General features: G+C 41.5%; 1 pseudogene. It reads left to right on the top strand.

The window, feature by feature from the left end:
• Positions 1-35 precede the first annotated feature (35 nt).
• Positions 36-287: pseudogene (locus NE591_RS15645) on the top strand (hypothetical protein); the annotation flags it as partial.

Below are 287 nucleotides of genomic sequence, written 5' to 3'. Positions count from 1 at the left end.
CCGGGAGTTATGAACCGGTAAGATAGGAGGGGCTTATGGGACGGAAAAACTCATTGGCAAAAAACAGTATTCAGATGCTGTGTGTGATGCAGCATCTGGATGAACAAAATTTATATGAAAGGTCAAAATTGTTATTATCTATTTATCGAAATGTATGCTGGACGGCCTGTGACCGTGCTGCAATGCTTCGTGAAGAAGCAGAATATTGTTATGGCAGAGAACTGGAGGAGGGGCTTCTATATCTGAATGATTTTGCTCCTACTGTAGAGAGGGAAAAGTTTGAAGAA

It is taken from the genome of Adlercreutzia sp. DFI.6.23 (genome assembly GCF_024462535.1).
Lineage (GTDB): Bacteria > Actinomycetota > Coriobacteriia > Coriobacteriales > Eggerthellaceae > Adlercreutzia > Adlercreutzia rubneri.
This window is presented reverse-complemented; position numbering and strand designations above follow the sequence as displayed.